This is a genomic window from Chitinilyticum aquatile DSM 21506 (assembly GCF_000430805.1).
Taxonomy (GTDB): domain Bacteria; phylum Pseudomonadota; class Gammaproteobacteria; order Burkholderiales; family Chitinibacteraceae; genus Chitinilyticum; species Chitinilyticum aquatile.
Genome location: NZ_AUMS01000004.1, coordinates 71467 through 88524, shown reverse-complemented (window position 1 = coordinate 88524; position 17058 = coordinate 71467). Strand labels below are relative to the sequence as shown.

Below are 17058 nucleotides of genomic sequence, written 5' to 3'. Positions count from 1 at the left end.
GACGCAGAACGAAAAAAACCGGTTTCACCGGGCAAGGAGTCGGGCATGCAGCGCAAACTGTTTCCAGGGAGCCTCAAACTACTGGCCAGCCTGATGGCCAGTATGGGCTTGTATTACAGCAGCCACGCCGCTTCGGTGGGCGATCTCCGGGTCGGCTCCTCTCTGGGTCAGCCCTTTTCAGGGCGTGTTGTCGTTGATCTGAACCCGGGTGAGGACGTGCCGGAACCCCGCTGCATCAGGGTGATTCCCGATGGCGGCGACTTGCCAAGTATCGGCCCGGCCTATGTGCAGGTGCGCGAAGGCAGGGGGCAGTCAACGCTGCAAATCCGTTCTACCGAGGTGGTCAACGAACCCGTGGTGGCGTTCACCGTTGAAATGAGCTGCGGGCAGATACAGTGGAGTCGGCAGTTCACGGTGTTTCTGGATCCCGCGCCGGTACCGCAGGAAAATACCGTTGACGCGGCCAGGGTCAGCGCGCCGGTCTTGCCACGCCCGGCGAACAGCAAGCCGCTGAAGCAGGATGCCTCGCTTTCCCAGATTGCCGCGCGCTATTACAGCGTCAATTCCAAAGCCTACGCTCGCTATCTGGAGCGTTTGCAGAAAGCGAACCCCGCCGTGCTCGACCCGGATCAGCCCCTGCCGGCAGGAACGCCGGTGGTGTTTCCGCCACGCCCCAAACCTGCGCCTGTACCCAAGCCGCCGCAGCCCGCAACTGAGGATGCCGCTCAGCCCGTCCTATCCCTTACCGAGCCCGGATCGAAAGCGGAATCCCGTCCTGATGCCTCGCGGCAGACCCCGGAAGGGCGGCAGGCCAGTTATGTGGCCGAGCTGGAGCGCAAGCTGGCGCTGATGGAGGAGTTGCACGGCAAGCTCGAGCAGGAAGTCAACCAGCTGCAGGCCCGTCTGAACGAAATGAATGCCAGTGCGGTTGCCATGCAGAGCTCAGGGATGCCGGCTTCGGTCGCCAGTGCCGCAGCCCCTGCGAAACTGAATCCGACCACTGTGGCGGGGCGCAGTGAAACCCCGCGCCGCACCCAAGTCGAGCACCGCAGCCTGGTCTGGGCCTGGCTGGGGCTGGCAGGAGTCCTGCTTGGTGGCGGGATTGCGTTCTGGATCTGGCGCATGCGTCGTCGCCAGCGCGATGAATGGGATGATGAACAGATCGGCTCCGGCTTTGCCGCTGCCAGAACCGCGGTCATGACGCAGCTGGCGATGCGTGCGGCGCGCCGTCGCGATGAGCCGGCGTCCACGCAGCAATCGCAGTTCAGGCACACGGTGATGCTGGCCGGCATCGAGGTCGATGACAGTGACGTGCCGCTGATGGATCGAGCCACCCTGCTGATTTCGCAAGGAGAAATCAGCGATGCCATCGAAGTGCTGCATGAGGCGATCAATGAAAACCCCAGCGATGTCGAACGCTGGCTGATGCTGTTCCGCCTTTTCCGCCAGCAGGCGATGAAATCGGACTATGCCATCCTGGCGCGCCGTTTCCTGGCCCAGAAGCACGAGGCGGACGACTGGGAGCTGGTCCGCAATATCGGTGCCAGGCTTGATCCGGAAAACGTGCTCTATGAACGCAAGCAGGTCGACGAACCTGCCCGTGATGAGCCACAGCAGCCTCTCGGCCCGGACGAAGCCTTTTCCGCCGCGCTCGCGGTTCCTGTTGCCGAGCCGGTTCCGGCCAGCAAGCCCGGGCATGATGAAGAGCTGATGGATTTCCTTGGCAAGCAGGAACCAGCCGTTCCGCCTCCGGCTTATGCGCACGTCGAACCGCCCGAGCCGGTTTCGCTAGACCTGCCCGAGCTGGATCTTGGTGCTCCGGTGAAATCGGACAAGGAAGTGGCTGCGATTGAAAAACTGGATGATGCGTCGAAGCCCGCCTGATGCAATGAACCGGCACCAGAAGGCGGCCATGTTAAACTGGTCGCCTTTTCTTATTTCCCAGTACGGAGCCGTACCGTGAGCCAGCCCCAGCCTTCCCGCCTTGTGATCGCCACCCGCGAAAGCCCGCTGGCATTGTGGCAGGCCAATCATGTGAAAGCATGGCTGGAAGCGCGTTATCCCGATCTTCAGGTCGAATTGCTGGGAATGACCACGCAGGGCGACCGTATTCTAGATGTGACGCTCAACAAGATCGGTGGCAAGGGGCTCTTTGTGAAGGAGCTGGAAACCGCGCTGGCGGAAGGCCGCGCCGATCTGGCCGTGCATTCGATGAAAGACGTGCCAATGGTGCTGCCGGAAGGCTTCATGCTGGCTGCCATCGGCGAGCGCGAAGACCCGCGCGATGCCTTTGTATCGACGAGGTATGAGAATGTCGATGCGCTGCCGGAAGGCAGCGTGGTCGGCACCTCCAGCCTGCGCCGCGAGGCGCAGCTGCGCGCCCGCCGCCCCGATCTCATCATCAAGCCGCTGCGGGGCAATGTCGGCACCCGCCTCAGAAAACTGGACGACGGTGAATTCGACGCCATCATTCTGGCCGCCGCCGGCCTCAAGCGCCTGGGGCTAGGTGACCGTATCGCCAGCCTGATCGACGTGAACGACAGCCTGCCGGCACCGGGGCAAGGTGCGCTGGGGCTGGAGATCCGCGCTGACCGCCTCGACCTGCTGGCGCTGCTGGCCCCTTTCAACGACGAACATACTGCCGCCTGCGTGACGGCCGAGCGTACGCTGTCACAGCGCCTCAATGGCTCCTGTCAGGTGCCGCTGGCCGCGTACTGCACGGTCGAGGACGAGCACTTCCTGCGCCTGCGCGGCCTGGTGGCGTATCCGGATGGCTGCCACAGCGTGTATGCCGAATCAAATGGCACGCTCAAGGCCGCGAGCGGCCTGGGCGGCCAGGTGGCCGATCTGCTGCGCACCGAAGGTGCGACCGCGATTCTGCAGGCGCTGGCGCACGGCGGATGAGTGCGCTGCGCGGCCGCCGCATCTGGGTAACGCGCCCAGCCGGGCAGGCCGCCGGCCTGATCGCCATGTTGCAGGCCGCAGGGGCCGACGTACTGGCGCTGCCGCTGATCGAGATCCTGCCACCCGAACAGCCCGGTGTCTTGCAACAGGCGCTGGCGAATCTGCGCGATTATCAGCTGGCGATTGCCGTAAGCCCCTCGGCCATCGCCGCGGTGCTGGCGGCTCTGCCGCAACCCTGGCCGGCGGAGGTGCCGCTCGCCGTAGTCGGCCCGGGCAGCCTGCGCACCGCGCAGGAAGCAGGGATACCCAATCTGGTATATTCGCTTGAGCAATTCGATAGCGAGGGCTTGCTGGCTATACCCCGCATGAATCAGGTGGCGGGTGAGCGGATTCTGCTGCTGCGCGGCAACGGCGGACGCGATCTGCTGCCCGACACGCTGCGCGCCCGCGGCGCCCTCGTCGATGTCGTGCAGGCCTACCGTCGTGCGCCACCGGCGATCACTGCGCCCGGATTGCTGGCGGAACTGGCGCGTGGCTGCGATGCCATGCTGGTCACCAGCTCGGAGGCCGCGCAACACCTGTTCCGGCTGGGTGGAGCCGCAGCGCTGCAATCGTTACAATCGCAGCTGTACTGTGTACCGCATCCGCGCATTGCCGAAGCACTGCAAACGGAGGGTGCCCGGCATATTCTGCTGTCGCAGACCGGTGACGCCGCAATGACGGCCAGACTGTGCCACCATTTTGAAAGCGCCTGACGTATTCGGGTGCAACGCAAGGAACTGGAACGACCATGACGGAACAAGCAAGCGATACCCTGGCCGATGCCCTGAAGCCGCCCGTGCGCCGCTCGCGCCTGCAGCCCGCCCTGCTTCTGGGAGGCGCCGCCCTGCTGGCTTGCGCTGCCTTGTGGATTCACCAGCAGCAGGAGCTGGCCGCTCTGCGTCAGGTGGTCAGCACCCAGCTTGCCAGCGGCAGCAGCCAGCAGGTCGAGCAGCAGAAACTGCTGCGCAATCTGCAGGAACAGCAGCTGCGTCTGCAGCAGCAGCTGGCCCTCGTCGAGGGGCAGCAGAGTGCGGCCGCCAGCCAGCAGGCCAATCTGACCGCCATGTATGATGCGCTCACCCGTGGCGAAACGCAGCGCGGCCTGGCCGAAGTCGAGCAGACGCTCGCCTTTGCCAGCCAGCAGTTGCAGCTGGCCGGCAATGTGAATGCCGCGCTCACCGCGCTGGCCGCCGTTGACCAGAAACTGGCCCAGCTCAACCGCCCCGAACTGATTGCATTGCGGCAGGCCATTGCCAAGGACAGTGCTGCACTCAAAGGCCTGCCCTATCTTGATGTGGTGGGGGTGAGTGCCCGCATTGATACGCTGACGGCTCTGGTGGACAAGCTGCCGCTGGCGCTCAATGAACGCCGCTCCGTGTCGCAGGCCGCTGCCTTGCCGCAGGATGCGTCGTGGCTGGAGCGTTTCGGTGCCGAGGCCTGGCACGAATTTACCCAGCTGATCCGTATTCGCCGCATGGATCAGCCCGATGCCGTGCTGCTGTCGCCCGAGCAGGCCTTCTTCCTGCGCGAAAACATCAAGCTGCGCTTGCTGGATGCCCGTACCGCACTGTTGCTGCGCAATGAAGATGCATTCCGGGCTGATATTGTGGCGACCCAGCGTTACCTCGACAGTTATTTCGACGCAAAATCACCGGAAGCCCGCCAGTTTGCCGAAGCGCTCAAGGCATTGCAGCAGCAGGAGCTGGTGATCCAGTTGCCCAGCCTGTCCGCCAGTCTGGCTGCGACGCAGGCTGCTCGTCTGGCCAGTGAAAAGGTGAAACCGTGAAAGCACTCATCTGGCTGATTGCACTTGCGGCGCTGGCGGTCGGTTCGACCCAGATTGCCGTACTCAATACAGGTTACGCCCTGCTGATCGTCCCGCCCTGGCGGATCGAACTTTCGCTCAACCTGCTCATTGTCTCGCTGATCGTTGTGGTGGCTCTGCTCTATGCACTGACCCGCATCGTCGCCGAACTGGCCGGACTGCCCGAGCGCGTGAAGCGCTATCGACAGCAACAACGCAACGAAGAGGCCCGGGCGCTGGAGCGTGGTGCCCGCATCGCTTTCTTCGAAGGCCGTTACCAGCGCGCCGAGCGCCTGTCTGCCGAGGCACTGAAGCTGGCCGACAGCGACGAGATTTTTGCCGTGAATGCTTTGCTGGCCGCGCGCGCCGCGCATGTCGTGCGCGACTACGAGCGCCGCGACGCGCTGTTTGCCCAGCTGCAGCAGCGCCTTGGCAGCGAGCATCTGGCGACCAGCATGACGATGGCCGAACTGTATCTGGACGAACGCCGCTACGCCGACGCCGACGCTGCGCTCGCGCGAGCGCGGGCCGTTTCGCCCAAGCTCACCGCAGCGCTCAAGCTTGAAATGCGCCTGCGCCAGCGCGAAGAAAAGCACGATGCCGTTCTGCGTCTGGTCGATCAGCTGCAGCGCAGCGAGGCGATCGACGAAGAGCAGGCACTGCGCCTGAAGCGCCAGACTCACCTGCTGCAGCTGCGCCAGCAGCAGCTGTCACCGCGCGAGCTGAAGGAGTGGTGGAAGAGGCTGCCGGCGATTGAGCAGCAGGATGCCCTGCTGGTGGCCGAGCTGGCGCGCGCCTTTATCGCGCAGGGCGAGGAGCACGAAGCCCGTGTGCTGATCGAAAAGGCGCTGGCGTCCGGCGAATGGTCGAGCGAACTGGCACTGGTGTATGGTCAGCTGCAGCTCAATGACGAGGAACAGATCGGTCAGCTGCAGCAGGCCGAAGCCTGGCTGAAACAGCATCCGAACGATGCCGAATTGCTGCTGACGCTGGGCCGCCTGTGCCGCCGCCACAGCCTGTGGGGCAAGGCGCAGAATTATCTGGAAGCCAGCCTGTCGGTCGCGCCCAGCGCCGTCGCCCATGCCGAACTGGCCGGCCTGCTCGAACAGCTCGAGCGCGATGACGCCGCCAACCGCCATTATCGCGCCAGCCTGCAGCTGGCCCTGCAGCAGGGTGCCATCGCACATTAAGCGATTCACCTCAATGTGTGGTACGTATGCCCGTGTAACCCTTTAATTATAAGGGCTGCACGGGCATAGTTATTTGGGTATCTGATAATCGCGTGACCAGAGTCGCCGCCGATAGTGCCGATATCGCATGACTTACCCCAGGCAGCATCTTCCTGCTGACCAGGGCAGGGGGCATCGGCTACGGAACCGCAAGGATGACCGGCAGGACCTGCAGGCCTCCGCAATGACAACAATGCCAGCCGCAAGGGCTGGCATTGTTGTCGGGAACGGGCCCCTCAGCCTGGCAGTTTCAGGCCCACGCTGGTGATTTTTCCGCCTTCGATTTCGTGCACGGTGAGCGTGACGCCACCGAGCGCAACCTGCTCGCCGACCGTGGGCTGGCGGTGCAGGGTGGCGCAGATCCAGTCGGCCAGGCTCAGATCGGGGTCGCCCGGCATGGCGCAGCCGCAGAACATGGCCACATCGCCCAGTTGTGCATCGCCATGCAGGTAGAATTCGCCAAAGAAACGCTGCGCATCAAGCTGCTTGCCGCTTTGCTGCGCGGCAAACCGCTCGCCCAGCTCGGGCAGTGCGGCTTCGTTCGCCGCCAGCAGCACCAGATCGTCCGCGCGCAGCAGCAGGCTGCTTTCCGGATGCAGCAGCATGCCTTGCCGCCAGACGCCCAGCGTTTCCGCCAGCCCCTGCCGGATATCGAGCTGCGTGCAGGGGGCATCGACGATGTCAGCTCCGGCAGCCACGCGGTACTGCACCAGCAGCCAGTGTGCATCATCCTCCCCGTGCAGCGAATGCTGCGCCAGCGGATCGGGGTAGCCGGGCACTTCCACTTTCAGCACGCGCGCGAGCCAGGCAATGCTGCTACCCTGGATCAGCAGCGAGCTGATGACGACCGCCAGCGCGGCATCAAACATCAGGAGCGCGTGCTCGACACCAGCCAGCAGCGGAAACACCGCCAGTACGATCGGCACCGCGCCGCGCAGGCCAACCCAGCTGACGAACACCAGCTCGCGCCAGCGGAAGCGCAAGGGCGGCAGGCAGAGCAGCACGCTCAGGGGGCGTGCCACCAGCATCAGGAAGAGGGCAATCGGCAGCACCTGCGGTAATTCCGGCAGCACGCGCGAGGGCGTTGTCAGCAGACCCAGCAACAGGAACATCCCGGCCTGAGCCAGCCAGGCCAGCCCGTCCAGCACCTGCAGGCTGTGTTCACGCGCCGGCAGTGGCCGGTTGCCGATGATCATCCCGGCGCAATACACCGCGAGGAAGGCACTGCCGCCCAGCTTTGCCGTTGCACCGAACAGCGCGAGGCCGCTGCCCAGCAGCAGCAGCGGATGCAGGCTTTCCGGGAGCGTGAGGCGCTTGGCCAGCCGCGAAACCAGCCAGCCGCCGGCGCCGCCACAGACGATGCCAATGCCGAACTGGCGTACGAATTCCAGCGCCATGTCCGCAGGTGACAGCGAACCGGAGGTCGCGGCAGCAATCAGCACAATCACGAGAAAAATCGCCATCGGGTCGTTCATGCCCGACTCGATTTCGAGTGTCGCGCCCACGCGTTCGTTGAGCTTCACGCCGGAATTGCGCAGCAGCGCAAAGACGGCCGCCGCATCGGTCGAGCCGACGATCGAACCCAGCAGAAAGCCCAGATGCAGTGGCAGATCGAGTATCCAGGCGGCAAATGCGCCAGTGATGCCTGCCGTGATGGCCACGCCGAAGGTCGCCAGCAGCAGTGCCGGTTTCAGTGCCACGCGGAAGGTCGAGATGCGCGTACGCAGGCCGCCGTCGAACAGGATGACCGCCAGTGCCAGATTGCCCACCGTGTAGGACAGTTCGAAATCGTTGAAGATCAGCCCGCCCGGGCCGCTGTCGCCGGCCAGCATGCCCACGCCGAGAAACACCAGCAGCAAGGGCGTACCCAGGCGCTTGGTCAGCGAGGTTGCGACCATCGCGGTCAGCAGCAGGGCACCGAACAGCAGCGCAAGCGTATTGACGTCAGCCATGCGCACAGGCTCCGTTCGCGTTCATCAGGTGCAGGGGCGAGGCAGGCAAGCGGTGTCTCTCCATGACGGTATCACCCACCGAGCTTAGCGCCTGCACGGCGTTCATGTACAGGGCAGGATTTGTTCGGGGCGCGCAGCTGGCGCTGTCGACAGCTTGCAGTTGTCAATATTTAGGGTATGCATTCGTAGCCTTTTATATAAAAAGTCTGTATGGATATACATTGGCTTGTATTGGCATTTGCAGCAAAGCTGGCTGGTGTAGCTGCATGCCAGTGCCTGTGATGACTGGCTATGGTGCAGCCAGCTACCGGCGATAAGGCGGCTTGCCGCTCTTGCCGATGAACTGCAGGCGTCGCCGGGAAAAGGGCGACGAGCAGGAAAACGAAAAGCCCCGCGCAGGATGCCTGCCCGGGGCTGGTGCTGAGAAGTGCTGGCGTTTAGGCCTTGTCCGCCTATGGCAGCAGAACCCCTGCCTTGGTAGTCACCTTCTGATGCGAGTACTCACTGCGCAGCGGGCGAGTGACAGTGGCTTTTTTCTGCACATAGTCTGCAAAAGACTGTGTATAGAGCAGGTAGGTGTTGATGTAGCGGCCTTCCGCGTATGCCTTGCCAAGTGCGGTGTAGCCATCCTTGCCGGCAGCGATGAAGTCGTTCGTGACCAGGATGTACTCGCGGTTGGCCTCAATGGGGCTCCAGATGCCTGTTTTGCGATCCCGGACCTGGACATTGCTGAAACGGCTGCCAGCCGGTTTGCTCATGTCAAGATCCCAGCGCAGGCCGGCTGCATACGGCTGCGAACCGTCGGATTGCTTGTTGTCCAGATGATTGGCGACAGAATCTTCCAGGGCCTGCACAATTTCGCTGCCCTTCAGATTCATTTCTACCAGCACGTTCGTAAACGGCAGAATGGTGAATGCCGTATTCATGGTCAGTGTGCCTGCTGCTACCGGTACGCGAACACCGCCCGCATTCTGCAGTGCAATCTGCGAACGTTTGCTGGCATCCAAGAACGCTTCGGCCACGATCTGGGCAATATCGCTGCCCCGTGCGAGGGTATTGGCAGACTCACATCCGGTCACGCCCGCAGAACGATTGGTGCTCTCGCCTGGGACGCGTACCAGGCAGAGGGCATCGGTAGTCGAACCGATCTGCTTGGCTTTTTCCTCGTTGACCTTGCTGGTGTAACCGGACAGGAGGGTGGCAGCAGCAGAATCCGGCGCAATCACCTTGACTGCCGGAACGCTGGCCAGCTTGCTGGTGAGTGTGGCCTGGTCGGTCGCGGACATTGCAACGAACTGGCCGTTTGCATCCTTGCGCTTGAACGTGCCGCCGACCAGCAGCGAGGCCTGTCCCTGGCATTGTTCAATGGCGCCCTGTGGATTGAATTTCACATTCATCAAGCCAAAGGCTTTGGCATATTCGCCGGCCTGGCCGATACATACAGTCTGGCCATCCTTGTTTTTGACCATCGACGGATAAGTGCCTGAACTGGCCACGCCGAGCGCCGAGAAATCACCCAGCAGTGAATGAGAGTCTCCGCCGATGATGACATCCACATCGGTCAGCTTCGCGGCCAGTGCCTTGTCGTTTTCGTATCCCTGATGAGTCAGCAATACAATGTGGCGGATGCCCTGGCCTTTCAGTTCATCGATATAACGCTGGGCACTTGCGGCTTCATCAAGGAAGCGCGTGCTGTCCAGCGGGCGGGATGAGTTGACGGTTTTGCCGCTGATGGTCAGCCCGATGATCCCGACCTTGATTCCTTCATAGGTCTTGATCGTATACGGTTTGAACAGGGCCTGACCGGCAGCGGGAAGCAGCGGCGTCCCTGCCGCGGGTTCGATGTTGGCCGACAGCACTGGTGTCTTGCAGCTGCCAGCCTGCAGTTCGTTGATGAACCCTTTCAGTACGGTGTCACCATCGTCGAACTCGTGGTTTCCCAGTGCAAAGGCATCAAAGCACACGGTATTCATCAATTGTGCGTCGGCCTTGCCCTTGAAGAAGGTGTAATAGAGCGTGCCGGTCAGGGCATCGCCTGCATGCAGCTTGAGCAGATTCTTCTTGCCGGCGGCCTCCTTGAAGGCGCTGGTCACCCGCGCAAACCCACCGAGATCGACCTGGGTATCAATGCCATCAAGCTTCAGCGTCTGTGCGGCAAAGCTTTCCAGCTGCGAATGGTGGTCATTGATATGGGCGATATTGATTTCCAGTGGCGAGAAGGCGACTGGTGTCGGTGTAGGTGTCGGATTGCTGTTACCGCCATTCGCCGTTCCATTGCCACCACCACATGCGACCAAGCCAGCCGAGCCCAGCAGTATCGCGCCGAGCGCCAGCGCTGTTTTGTATGAATGCATCATGCCTCCGCCATCACAAGAAAATGGCAAGACCATAGCCGATGTTTATTGCGGGGATGTTTTGCTTGTGAGGCAGTTTCATTGCAGCGCCAAGAGGGCATGCAGACTGCTACCTGGGCAATTTGCTTGCCTGCATTCGTAGCGCCGGAATCGGGATGCGTGCCTCCCTTGTGTCGGCATGCAGGGCTATTCAGTGACGGTGCTTCTGCTTTTCTTATACGGTGTGCTGTATATCCATGAGGCCATTTATTTAAAATGGCTTCATTGTTATACCCTTCATATTGCCTGTGGCTCTGGTCAGTACGGCCTGGATTCGTTACAGGGAGCTACCCGTGCTGCGCTCAGCCTGCCGGCGTGAAGAAACGTCCAGCGAGTTCTTCCAGCCCCAGCTCGTTCAGCAAGGCAGTCAGCCGTTCGCTCGGCTGCTTTTTCGGTGTGCCCTTGTATTCGGCGATGATCAGTTCGTTTTTCATCGAATGCTCCCAGCCGACCAGCTCGGTCACCGTCACCGCATAGCCGTGCGCTTCCAGCTGCAGGCAGCGCAGCACATTGGTGATCTGGCTGCCGAATTCGCGCGTGTGGATCGGGTGGCGCCAGATTTCCGACAAGGGGGCCGTGCCCATGCGCGGCTTGTTGCGCTTGAGCACGCTGGCCACTTCGGCCTGGCAGCAGGGCACCAGCACGATGTAGCGGGCCTTTTTTTCCAGCGCGAAATGGATGGCGTCATCGGTTGCCGTATTGCAGGCATGCAGTGCGGTAACGACGTCGACCTGCGCCGGCAGCTTGTCCGAGGTGATCGAATCGGCCACGCTGAGATTGTAAAAGCGCATGCCGTGCTGGAATTGCAGTTTCTGCGCCAGCTTCATCGACGACTGCACCAGTTCGTCACGCGTTTCGATGCCGTAAATCTTGCCGGCGGGCGCGCGATCCTTGAAGAAGAGGTCGTAGATGATGAAGCCGAGGTAGGACTTGCCCGCGCCATGATCGACCAGCGTGATGTCCTGCTTGCTGCTGGTGAGTTCAGTCAGCAGCGGTTCGATGAAATTGAACAGGTGGTACACCTGCTTGAGCTTGCGGCGGCTGTCCTGGTTCATCTTCCCCTCACGGGTGAGGATGTGCAGGGCTTTCAGCAGCTCGGTCGATTGACCGGGACGGATTTCGGGATGCTCGCTCATGGTGTGGTCACTTGGGTACGTATTGACGCGCAATTATCCGCTAAAACCGGGTAGCCCCGCAGGGTGATTCAAGCTTTTGCTGATAGCCGACTCAACGCTGGCGCAGCGGGACCAGGTAGGTGCCGCCAGTTAATTGCTCATCGGTGAATTGGCGCAGGGCCATCACCGGGCGAGTGGCGTCTGCAGTCCAGAAGGTCTGTTTTTCCAGCCAGTCTTCATAGATCCAGGCCGTGTGAACATGGCTGCCCTCGAAATCGAGGCTGGCATAACAACCTCCTGGCAGCAGACGGCCTGCCAGGCCGGGCGGTGGCGGCCCCTGCGCAACCATGCAGCGCTCGGAAATGAAATCGATTGGCTGGGCAAACGCACTGTCGCTCCACCAGACATCAATCCAGCTGGTATGCGCATCCGCATGGCCTTGTTGCTTCAACAGAGCGGTCAGTTGCGAATTGGTGCTCATCAGTGCTTCGCCGTTGCGAACACCGAAATGCCGTAAATACCAGACGGGCGTTGCACTGAGCTGGCGCAGTTGCACCTTGGCGCCGACATCGTAGCGGTTCGCCTGCAGGGTCTCCCACCAGGCATGCCAGTTTTTCAACCATGTTTCGGAGTCGCTGGCCTTGAAAAACGAGTGCCAGCGCCGGTTGTTCTGTTTCAGGCAGTCGCGCCATGCGCCTTGTCGCCAGTCGCGCGGGCTGAAGCCGAACTGGCGGCGGAATGCGCGTGAAAAGCTGGCATTGCTGCCAAAACCGACTTCATGTGCGATTTGCAGCAAGCTGGTCGTTTCGTGTCTGACCCGTTCGCAGGCGCACAGCATACGCCGCTGGCGCAGATAATCGACTGGTGTAAAGCCGGTTACATCGCCCACCACGCGCTCAAGGTGATAGGGCGAATAGCAGGCAATATCGGCCATGTCCTGCAGGCTCATCTCTGCGCTGAGCCGGCTTTCAATGAAGTTGGTCAGATGGATGACGCGTGCAACGCGATGATCAAGCGGCTCCATGCTGGATACTGCCTCCGGGAAAGAGGGCGTTTGGGTACTGCCTGCTCCATGTGGACGCAACACATCCGGCCGACTTGCTGTCGTCTCTGGCGGCCGAGATTTTGGCTGGCATGCTATTGCTCGAATACCAGCGCATCCGAGTTAATGTGGTAACCGATGAGCAGGGGTTTCCCATCCTTCACGTGATAGACAAATTGCTCGGTACCTTTGCCTTTGCTGAAGGTGGTGACAAAGTTCAGCGTTACGTAGGTGCCAGAGGTGTTGTAATTGATGTTCTTGCCGGTGGCCTTGCTGGATGTGACTTCACCCAGTTTCTGGTGTACTGCCGTCATGAACTTGACAAAGCGTTCTTCGGTCGTGGCTTTTTTCAGCTCATTGCCAGCCGTGCTGTAGATGGCTTTGAATTCCCCGGCATCGTAACTGCTATGGAAGCGTGGCACTGACTGTTCGGCCTGCTTGTAATCCTCGGACATCGAGCAGCTGACCAGAAAAATGGCCGCAAGCAGCAGCCAGAGTCGTGCAAGGGATGTGGATCTGAACATGAGCGTGGCCCTCCCTTCTGCTTGTGATCAGTGGGTTATACGCCTGCCGCGCTGGCCGGCTCAAGCATGCCTTTCTGCTGTGTTGCCATTTGTGGCAACTGCCGCCTTGTGCAAAATCCCGCGCCCCCCGGCACTAAATGCCCGGTCGGCGCGCGGCCGTTTCCGGTGCCTGCGTGATGTCGGGGTGGTCAGCCGCATACAGCTGTGCGCGCAGTCGGGGCAGCATGTAGTCGATGAACACGCGGCATTTGCGTGGCAGCGGCTGGCGGTAGGGGTGGACGAGAAACACCGGCGAGAAATGCCCGTGCCAGTCCGGCAGCACCGGCTGCAGCAGGCCGAGCTGGCGGTAGCGGTCGCCCACGAAATGCGGCAGCTGGCAGATGCCGTGGCCGGCAATCGCGGCCATGGCGAGCGTCGGATTGTTGTCGCTGCAGAACTGGGCCCTGAGGGGCACGGCGGTGGCTTCGCTGCCGCGATAGAGCTGCCAGAGGCGGTTGTGCTGGTAATCGTCGTTGATCAGCACCTGATGCTGCTGCAGGTCGGCCGGCTCCTGCACGGGCGGGTGCTGGGCCAGATACGCGCTGGCGGCATAGAGGCGCTCCATCGAATAGCCGACGGCATGGGCGACGAGGCGCTCGTCGCCGACCGTTCTGGCGCGCAGGCAGAAATCCAGCCCTTCCAGCACCGGGTCCTGCAGGCGGTTGAGGGCGTCGAGGCGCACCTGCAAGCCGGGGTGCAGGCGCGTGAAATCGGCCAGCAGCGAGGAAAACACGTACTGCGCCAGCGAAGGTGTGGTGCTGATGCGCAGGCTGCCTTCGATCGCATCCTGCGCGTCCTCCACTTCATCGCGCACGCGTCCCATCAGCTCGCGCATCGCCACAGCATGCGGCAGCAGGCGGGCACCGGCCTCGGTGAGCGTCATGCGGCGCGTGGTGCGCAAAAGCAGGATGCTGCCGAGCTCGCCTTCGAGCTGGCGGATCTGCTGGCTGATGTGGCTCTTGGCGCAGCGGCGTTCCGCCGCCGCGGCGGTGAAGCTGCCGAGGCGTACCAGCGCTTCGAAGCTCAGCAGGGCATCGGGAGATAGGTTTGTTTTCATATGAGAACAGTTTATTCGGGAAATGGCGCTTATCGCCAGATGGTCATGCATATAGGATGAAAGTTATCCGAATCAATGAACAATCGAGAAGCATCATGTTGACCTGGTTGAGCGAACTCACCGCCTTTCTGATCCCCGAGCCGGCCTGGGGTGGCAATGACGAGCCTGATCTGTTCTCGCATGGCTGGCAGTACCAGCATCCGGCGTGGTGGGAAAGCCAGCCGCAGGACTCAGTGCTGCCTGCGCCGGATGAAAGCGACGGGCTGGATCAATTGCGTGACCGGCTGCGGCATTGACAGGCGTGCCGCTTGTCCGGCTGCCGCGCCGCACGTTTCCTTAAATTTGATTTAGAACAATCATCTGGCTGCATTGCTGCGTAGAATGAGAAACGTTGCTATTCACATTCTCGGCATTGTCATGCAATTGGCTGAACTCGCCGCTGGCCAGCGCGGCATCATTTCCAGACTGGCCCAGGGCAACCGCAGCTACCGCCAGCGCCTGCTGGCGATGGGCATTACTCCCGGCACTCCCTTTTCCGTCGTTCGTGTTGCCCCGCTGGGCGACCCGTACGAAATTGCCATCCGTGGCTACACGCTGACGCTGCGCAAGCATGAAGCGGCGTTGCTGGAAGTGGAACTGACGGAGGCGGCAGCATGAGCGGCTTCACTATCGCCCTGCTTGGCAATCCGAACTGCGGCAAAACCACACTGTTCAATGCGCTGACCGGCAGCCGCCAGCAGGTGGGCAACTGGCCCGGCGTCACCGTCGAGCGCAAGAGCGGTTTCCTGCGCGAAGGAACCCTGCAGGTTGAGGTGGTCGATCTGCCCGGCGTGTATTCGCTCAATGCCGCGCCGGACAATTCCGCCGACGAGCAGGTGACGCGTGATTACATCCTGTCCGGCAGTGCCAGATTCATCGTCAATATCGTCGATGCCAGCAACCTTGAACGCAATCTCTACCTGACCACGCAATTGCTCGAGCTGGGGGTGCCCACGCTCGTGGTGCTGAACATGGTCGACGTGGCCGAGCGCCAGGGGGTGAGTATCGATGCCGCGCAGCTGGCCGAGAAACTCGGCTGCCCGGTGCTCGCCATTTCGGCCAGCAAGCGGCGCGGGCTGGAACAGCTGAAAAAGGCCATCTTCGCCCAGCAGGCCAGCAGCCCGGGTCTCGCGCTAGATCTGCCGGAAAGGGTCGGGTATGCCGTTGCAGCCATTGCAAACGAATTGCAAGGGCTGCATACCGCGCAGGGTTTATCGAAAGAGTGGCTGGCGCTCAAGCTGCTGGAAGGCGATCATCTGGCTGAAACGCTCTGCCCCGCGCAGAAAAACCTCGTCGCTGAACATCAGGCGGCGCTGCTGGTTGAATACGACCTCGACGCCGACATCCTGATCGCCGATGCACGCTACCGCTATGCCGGGCAGCTCTGCGCTGCCGTGCGCCATGAAAAGGGCAAGGTTTCGCGGCATGTGACGGCGCGTATCGACCACATCGTGCTCAACCGCTGGCTGGGACTGCCGGTGTTCCTGCTGATCATGTACCTGATGTTCCTGGCGACGATTCACGTCGGCTCGGCTTTCATCGACGTGTTCGACCAGACCTTCGGCGCGCTGCTGGTCGATGAACTCGGCAGCCTGCTGGCAGCCTGGCATGCGCCCGCCTGGCTGGTGGTGTTGCTGGCCAACGGCATGGGCGGCGGCATCCAGACGGTGGCAACCTTCATTCCGGTGGTCGGCTGCCTGTATCTCATCCTCTCCGCGCTGGAAGATTCCGGCTACATGGCGCGTGCCGCCTTCGTGATGGACCGCGCGATGCGCGCGCTGGGCCTGCCGGGCAAATCCTTCGTGCCGCTTTTGATCGGCTTTGGCTGCAATGTGCCGGCGATCATGGCGACGCGCACGCTGGAGACGCGCCGCGATCGCATCCTCACCGCGATGATGGCGCCGTTCATGTCCTGCGGGGCGCGCCTGCCGGTGTATGCGTTGTTCGCTGCGGCCTTCTTCCCGCGCAATGGCCAGACTATCGTGTTTGCGCTCTACCTGATCGGCATCGCCGCTGCCGTATTCACCGCCTGGCTCTTGCGCCGTAGCCTCTTGCCCGGTGACGGAGCGCCGCTGGTGATGGAGCTGCCGCTGTATCACCGTCCGACGCTGGGCACCGTACTTCGCCGCAGCTGGGACCGTCTGCGCGATTTCGTCGTCAACGCCGGCCGCGTGATCGTGCCGATGGTGATGGTGCTGTCCATCCTCAATGCAGTCGGTACCGACGGCTCCTTCGGTCATGAAAACAGCGACAAATCGGTGCTGGCCAGCGTTGGCAAGACCATCGCCCCCGCGTTCTCGCCGCTGGGCATCGAAGCCGACAACTGGCAGGCCGCCGTTGGCCTCTTTACCGGTGTGCTGGCCAAGGAAGCCGTCGTCGGTACGCTCAACACGCTGTACAGCCAGAGTGCCGGCGCTTCTGAAGGCGAGGCGTCCAAGGCGCTGACCGAAAAGCTGGCTGATGCATTTGCTACCGTCCCGGCCAATCTGGGCGCCATCGCCGACAAGCTGGGCGATCCTCTGGGAATGAATATCGGCGACGTCAGCAATGCCGAGGAGGCCGCCAGGACGCTGGAAGCCAGCACCGGCACCTTCGGTGCAATGCAGCAGCATTTCCACGGCGCGAGCGGGGCATTCGCCTTCCTGCTGCTGATCCTGCTCTACACCCCGTGCATGGCCGCTCTGGGCGCGATGAAGGTCGAACTCGGCACCGGCTGGGCGGCCTTTGCGGCAGGCTGGACACTGTTTGTCGGCTACAGCGCCGCGACACTTTTTTACCAGCTCGCCAACTGGTCCGCCGCACCGCTGCATGCCCTGACGGTGCTGGGCATTCTGCTGGCGTGCTGGGTGGCGGCGCTGCTGCTGGGTCGCCACGTCGGCCGCCAGCCGCAGTGGCAGGCGGCGCAAGTCTAGCTTCTG

14 protein-coding genes are annotated in these 17058 nt (G+C 62.1%); 8 read left to right on the top strand and 6 right to left on the bottom strand.

Translation table 11 applies throughout. The features are described from left to right. The first annotated feature begins 45 nt into the window (after nucleotides 1-45). From H559_RS0103165 to H559_RS0103145, 5 genes are all read left to right on the top strand, one after another. A complete protein-coding gene (locus tag H559_RS0103165; protein ID WP_028451494.1) occupies nucleotides 46-1884 on the top strand; it encodes a type IV pilus assembly protein FimV in 1839 nt (612 codons plus the stop codon). A 75-nt stretch (nucleotides 1885-1959) separates the two neighbouring features. Further along, nucleotides 1960-2904 (top strand): hydroxymethylbilane synthase, encoded by a 945-nt coding sequence (gene hemC, locus H559_RS0103160; protein ID WP_028451493.1) that lies wholly within the window; start codon nucleotides 1960-1962, stop codon nucleotides 2902-2904. Further along, nucleotides 2901-3659, top strand: coding sequence for a uroporphyrinogen-III synthase (locus H559_RS0103155; RefSeq protein ID WP_028451492.1), 759 nt, complete (start codon nucleotides 2901-2903; stop codon nucleotides 3657-3659). The genes hemC and H559_RS0103155 overlap by 4 nt, the downstream gene beginning before the upstream one ends. Nucleotides 3660-3694: 35 nt before the next feature. Further along, nucleotides 3695-4732: a uroporphyrinogen-III C-methyltransferase gene (locus H559_RS0103150; protein WP_028451491.1), complete on the top strand. Its 1038-nt coding sequence runs from the start codon at nucleotides 3695-3697 to the stop codon at nucleotides 4730-4732. Next, nucleotides 4729-5940 carry a heme biosynthesis HemY N-terminal domain-containing protein gene (locus H559_RS0103145; protein WP_028451490.1) on the top strand — a complete coding sequence of 404 codons (1212 nt, stop codon included), beginning with the start codon at nucleotides 4729-4731 and terminating at the stop codon, nucleotides 5938-5940. The genes H559_RS0103150 and H559_RS0103145 overlap by 4 nt, the downstream gene beginning before the upstream one ends. Before the next feature lie 275 nt (nucleotides 5941-6215). Here H559_RS0103145 and H559_RS0103140 read toward each other — a convergent pair whose 3' ends face one another. The 6 genes from H559_RS0103140 to H559_RS18630 all read right to left on the bottom strand — a co-directional run bounded on the left by H559_RS0103140 (nucleotide 6216) and on the right by H559_RS18630 (nucleotide 14101). Beyond that, nucleotides 6216-7931, bottom strand: a complete 1716-nt coding sequence (locus H559_RS0103140) for a potassium/proton antiporter (protein ID WP_028451489.1) — start codon at nucleotides 7929-7931, stop codon at nucleotides 6216-6218. Between the two features lie 452 nt (nucleotides 7932-8383). Beyond that, nucleotides 8384-10288, bottom strand: a complete 1905-nt coding sequence (locus tag H559_RS0103135) for a bifunctional metallophosphatase/5'-nucleotidase (RefSeq protein WP_211230886.1) — start codon at nucleotides 10286-10288, stop codon at nucleotides 8384-8386. Between the two features lie 338 nt (nucleotides 10289-10626). Beyond that, entirely contained in the window at nucleotides 10627-11460 is an 834-nt protein-coding gene (locus H559_RS0103130) for a class I SAM-dependent methyltransferase (protein WP_028451487.1), read from the bottom strand. Nucleotides 11461-11551: 91 nt separating this feature from the next. After that, nucleotides 11552-12463: a helix-turn-helix domain-containing protein gene (locus tag H559_RS21305; protein WP_028451486.1), complete on the bottom strand. Its 912-nt coding sequence runs from the start codon at nucleotides 12461-12463 to the stop codon at nucleotides 11552-11554. A 113-nt stretch (nucleotides 12464-12576) separates the two neighbouring features. Next, nucleotides 12577-13005: a DUF4019 domain-containing protein gene (locus H559_RS0103120; protein ID WP_051278868.1), complete on the bottom strand. Its 429-nt coding sequence runs from the start codon at nucleotides 13003-13005 to the stop codon at nucleotides 12577-12579. Between the two features lie 133 nt (nucleotides 13006-13138). Next, on the bottom strand, nucleotides 13139-14101 hold the full coding sequence (locus H559_RS18630) for a LysR family transcriptional regulator (protein ID WP_051278867.1): 963 nt from the start codon (nucleotides 14099-14101) through the stop codon (nucleotides 13139-13141). Between the two features lie 95 nt (nucleotides 14102-14196). Here H559_RS18630 and H559_RS0103110 point away from each other — a divergent pair, with 95 nt between their 5' ends. From H559_RS0103110 to feoB, 3 genes are all read left to right on the top strand, one after another. Further along, nucleotides 14197-14397 carry a hypothetical protein gene (locus H559_RS0103110; protein WP_028451484.1) on the top strand — a complete coding sequence of 67 codons (201 nt, stop codon included), beginning with the start codon at nucleotides 14197-14199 and terminating at the stop codon, nucleotides 14395-14397. 85 nt (nucleotides 14398-14482) lie between these two features. After that, nucleotides 14483-14758, top strand: a complete 276-nt coding sequence (locus H559_RS0103105; protein WP_245579327.1) for a FeoA family protein — start codon at nucleotides 14483-14485, stop codon at nucleotides 14756-14758. Further along, a complete protein-coding gene (feoB, locus tag H559_RS0103100; RefSeq protein WP_028451482.1) occupies nucleotides 14755-17052 on the top strand; it encodes a Fe(2+) transporter permease subunit FeoB in 2298 nt (765 codons plus the stop codon). The genes H559_RS0103105 and feoB overlap by 4 nt, the downstream gene beginning before the upstream one ends. Nucleotides 17053-17058 lie beyond the last annotated feature (6 nt).